Here is a 4,071-nt window from a genome sequence, read left to right on the forward strand (position 1 = left end):
CCAGGCCGCCGGCGGCTTCGCCGTGGCACGGCAGCAGGCGGACGAGACCGCCGCGGGCGACACCGGCACCGGTGGCGGGGACGACATCGGACCCGTACGACCGGTGGGCGCCCCTTCCGCCGTGCGGGAGGGCTCAGCCGCCCTGCGAGGGCCGGGAGAGCAGGATCAGGCTGCGGGACTCGACCCGAAGCCTGCTGCCGGCCTTGCGCTCGCGTTCGTCGGGCATACCGTCGGGATCGGCGGTGTCGATCAGGGTGGTCCAGCGCTCGCCGTAGGACTCGCCGGGCAGCCGGAAGTCGACCGGTTCCCAGTAGCCGTTGAGCAGGAGCAGGAAGGAGTCGTCCACCACACGCCGTCCGTAGGCGTCGCGTTCGGCGATGGCGTCGCCGTTGAGGAACACGCCCACCGAGTACGCGTCGTCGCGCTGCCAGTCCTGGTCGGACATCTCGCGCGCGTCGGGCCGCAGCCACACCAGGTCGGGCAGCCGCCGGTCGGCCTTGGCCGCGGGCTCGCCGTGGAAGAACCTGCGTCTGCGCAGCACCGGGTGCCCGGCGCGCAGGGCGATGATCCGGCGGGTGAACTCGGTCAGGGACCGCTGTTCGTCGTCGAGGTCCCAGTCCACCCAGGAGACCTCGTTGTCCTGGCAGTAGGCGTTGTTGTTGCCGCCCTGGGTGCGGCCGAGTTCGTCGCCGTGGGCGAGCATCGGGATGCCCTGGCTCAGCAGCAGCGTGGCCAGCAGGTTGCGCTGCTGGCGGGCGCGCAGTTCGAGCACGGCGGCGTCGTCGCTCTCGCCCTCGACCCCGCAGTTCCAGGACCGGTTGACGCTCTCGCCGTCCTGGTTGTCCTCGCCGTTGGCCTCGTTGTGCTTGTCGTTGTACGACACGAGGTCCCGCAGGGTGAAACCGTCGTGCGCGGTGACGAAGTTGACACTGGCGCGCGGTCTTCGCCTGCTGGCCTGGTAGAGGTCGGAGGAGCCGGTGAGCCGGGAGGCGAACTCCCCGAGCGAGCCGGGCTCGGCCCGCCAGAAGTCCCGTACGGCGTCACGGTACTTGCCATTCCACTCCGACCACAGCGGCGGGAAGTTGCCGACCTGGTAGCCGCCTTCGCCCACGTCCCACGGTTCCGCGATCAGCTTGACGCGGCTGATCACCGGGTCCTGCTGGATCAGGTCGAAGAACGCCGAGAGCCGGTCCACCTCGTGGAACTGCCGGGCCAGGGTTGCCGCGAGGTCGAAGCGGAAGCCGTCGACGTGCATCTCGGTCACCCAGTAGCGCAGCGAGTCCATGATGAGCTGGAGCACGTAGGGGTGCCGCATCAGCAGGCTGTTGCCGGTGCCCGTGGTGTCGTAGTAATGCCCCCAGTCGCCGTCGACCAGGCGGTAGTACGACGCGTTGTCGATGCCCCGGAAAGAGAGGGTGGGCCCCTGCTCGTTGCCCTCGGCGGTGTGGTTGTAGACCACGTCGAGGATGACTTCGAGGCCGGCCGCGTGCAGCGCCTTCACCATGGCCTTGAACTCGTTGACCTGCCGGCCGCGTGAGCCGAGGGCGGCGTAGGCGTTGTGCGGGGCGAAGAAGCCGATGGTGTTGTAGCCCCAGTAGTTGGACAGGCCCCGGTCGCGCAGTACGCCGTCCTGGGCGAACTGGTGGACCGGCATCAGCTCGACCGCTGTGACGCCGAGCGAGGTGAGGTGCTCGGTGACGGCGGGGTGGGCGAGGCCCGCGTAGGTACCGCGCAGCCGCTCGGGGACCTCGGGGTGGGTCCGGGTCAGTCCGCGCACGTGGGCCTCGTAGATGACGGACTCGGAGTACGGGATGTCCGGCGGCCGGTCGTCGCCCCAGTCGAAGTAGGGGTCGGTGACCACGCCGAGCATGGAGTGCCCGGCGCTGTCGGCCGGGTCCGGTCCCTGGGGTGCGCGTTCGTAGAGGGAGGGGTCGTTGTCGATCTGGCCGTCGACGGCGCGGGCGTAGGGGTCGAGCAGCAGCTTCGCCGGGTTGCAGCGGTTGCCGAGGGAGGGCTGCCAGGGGCCGTGCACCCGGTAGCCGTAGCGCTGCCCGGGGCCGACGCCGGGCAGGTAGGCGTGCCAGACGAAGCCGTCGACCTCGTGCAGCGGCACCCGCGTCTCGCGCCCCTTGTCGTCCACGAGGCTGAGGTCGACGCGCTCGGCGACCTCGCTGAAGAGGGCGAAGTTGGTGCCCTGTCCGTCGTAGGAGGCGCCCAACGGGTAGGGGTGCCCGCTCCACACGGGCACCCCTTTCCGGGACTTGCGCGCCGTCACCGGGCGCCCGCCAGCACGTCGGGGGCGGCCAGCGCGGCCACGGGCAGCGCCCGCGGCAGGTCGAGCACCCGGCGCAGGCTGGGCACGGGGACGGTGGCGACCAGCGGGACGCGCTGGTCGGAGCGGGCGCGCTGGGAGAACCAGATCACCTTGCCGCCGCCCGCGGTGGCGCAGCATCCCCAGCCGTCGCTCATGGCCGCGAGGTCCGCGAGGCAGGCCCGCAGGTCCTGGTCGGGGCGCAGTTCCCGGTCGTCGCCGCCGACGGCGGTGATCAGATGCTGGCCGGTCCACCACATCTCGATGGAGGTGGCCTTGTCCGTGGCGTGCCGGTCGATGGCCCGCAGCAGCAGCTCGGTGCCGTGGCGGACGGGACCGACGAGGTTCTCGAGGTCCCAGTAGCGCAGATGGGCGGCCATGATGCGGCTGACCTGTCCCACCCGTTCCGGGCCGACTTCCACGTCGAGGTGGTAGTAGCAGGGCACTGCGGTCTTCATCGTCGCTTGCTCCTCACCGGCGAAGCTCCCGCCCCGTCGCCCCGCTCGGGAGGATTCCCGATCACGTGGCGTGAGCTTCGATCGCTTCTGAGTCACTCCCACAGTGCGGGGGCTACGCCATTCGTGCAACACGAGCATCACGAACGGCCGGGTCGTTGAAGCTCCAACAGGACGATGCGTGTGTACGCGTGCACCATGAGTGAAAACCTCGATCGACGTCACGGCGCCGTGCGCTTGCGTGCGCGGTGCCACCCGAGCCTCGGGAACGCGCCCGGTCGAGAGCGGGAAAGGTGAAAAGGGCCATGCTGCTACCGGCCAAGGCCGAAGTGGCCCGGCAGTTGCGGCGTTACCGGGCGTGGGAGCGCGTGATGCTCGCCTCGCCCCACGACCGCACGGTCCGGGGCACCTTCGAGGATTCGGGCTACACCCTGTGCGTGCTGATGGGAAAGCGGTGCGCGCGGGAGGCCGCCGACGCGGCCGAGCGGTATCTGCGCTCCACCCTGACCGGCTATCTGCGCGAGCAGGACGGCCGGCCGCGAGGGGACAGGGCGGCGCGACGCGCGCAGTCCCCGGAGCGGCGTTCCACGGCGCCACGGCCCTGAGCTGGCACCGTACATGGCGTTCCCCACGGGGCGGCAGCAGCCGGCCTGTATCGGATCGCGAAGCCGGGCCCGTGTGCCCGGCTTCGCGCACGGCGGAGGTGAGATCCATGCGCAGGACTCCGGCCATCGGCCGCGTACCGGTACGTGATGTCCGGCCGTCCGTGGAATGCGGAAGGCGCCCGGCGAAGGCGGTGACCGGGGAGACGTTCCTGGTGACCGCCACCGTGTTCCGCGAGGGGCACGACGTGGTGGGCGCCGACGTGGTCCTGCGCAATCCCAAGGGCCGGCGGGGTCCTTGGCTGCCGATGCGGGAACTGTCCCCCGGCAGTGACGTGTGGGGTGCCGAGGTCACGCCGGACATGACGGGCCGCTGGACGTTCCGGGTCGAGGCGTGGAGTCATCCGCTGGCGACCTGGCGGCACGCGGCCGGCATCAAGATCCCGGCGGGCATCGACACCGGCCTGGTCCTGGAGGAGGGCGCCGAGCTGTACGAGCGGGCGGCCGCCGGGGTGCCCAAGGGGCCCGAGCGCGACGTGGTCCTCGCGGCCGCCCGCCACCTCGGCGACGACACCCTCGCGGTGGACGACCGGCTCAGGGGCGCCCTTGCTCCCGAGGTGCTGGAGGTGCTGGAGCGTTACCCGCTGCGGGAGTTGGTGACCGCGTCCGACCCGATGCCGCTGCTGGTGGAACGCGAGCGCGC

At 71.3% G+C, this 4,071-nt stretch carries 4 protein-coding genes; 2 read left to right on the forward strand and 2 right to left on the reverse strand.

Annotated elements, in window-relative coordinates; translation table 11 throughout:
- Positions 1 to 133 precede the first annotated feature (133 nt).
- Both glgX and ACWEEU_RS30525 read right to left on the reverse strand, forming a co-directional pair.
- On the reverse strand, positions 134 to 2,275 hold the full coding sequence (gene glgX / locus ACWEEU_RS30520) for a glycogen debranching protein GlgX (protein ID WP_451736907.1): 2,142 nt from the start codon (positions 2,273 to 2,275) through the stop codon (positions 134 to 136).
- On the reverse strand, positions 2,272 to 2,769 hold the full coding sequence (locus tag ACWEEU_RS30525; protein WP_385749382.1) for a pep a2: 498 nt from the start codon (positions 2,767 to 2,769) through the stop codon (positions 2,272 to 2,274). Before ACWEEU_RS30525 ends, glgX begins: the two co-directional genes overlap by 4 nt.
- 302 nt (positions 2,770 to 3,071) lie before the next feature.
- Between ACWEEU_RS30525 and ACWEEU_RS30530 the strand changes: the two genes are divergently transcribed.
- Both ACWEEU_RS30530 and ACWEEU_RS30535 read left to right on the forward strand, forming a co-directional pair.
- A complete protein-coding gene (locus ACWEEU_RS30530; RefSeq protein ID WP_018546029.1) occupies positions 3,072 to 3,371 on the forward strand; it encodes a DUF5133 domain-containing protein in 300 nt (99 codons plus the stop codon).
- 107 nt (positions 3,372 to 3,478) lie between these two features.
- Positions 3,479 to 4,071, forward strand: a 593-nt coding sequence (locus tag ACWEEU_RS30535) for a maltotransferase domain-containing protein (protein WP_451736911.1), incomplete at its 3' end; no start/stop codon positions are given.

The sequence above is a fragment of the Streptomyces sp. NPDC005004 genome, assembly GCF_053600675.1.

Coding starts and splice junctions, on each gene's coding strand:
- ACWEEU_RS30525 (WP_385749382.1), bottom strand. CDS start 2,769: ATGAAGACCGCAGTGCCCTGCTACTACCACCTCGACGTGGAAGTCGGC.
- ACWEEU_RS30530 (WP_018546029.1), top strand. CDS start 3,072: ATGCTGCTACCGGCCAAGGCCGAAGTGGCCCGGCAGTTGCGGCGTTAC.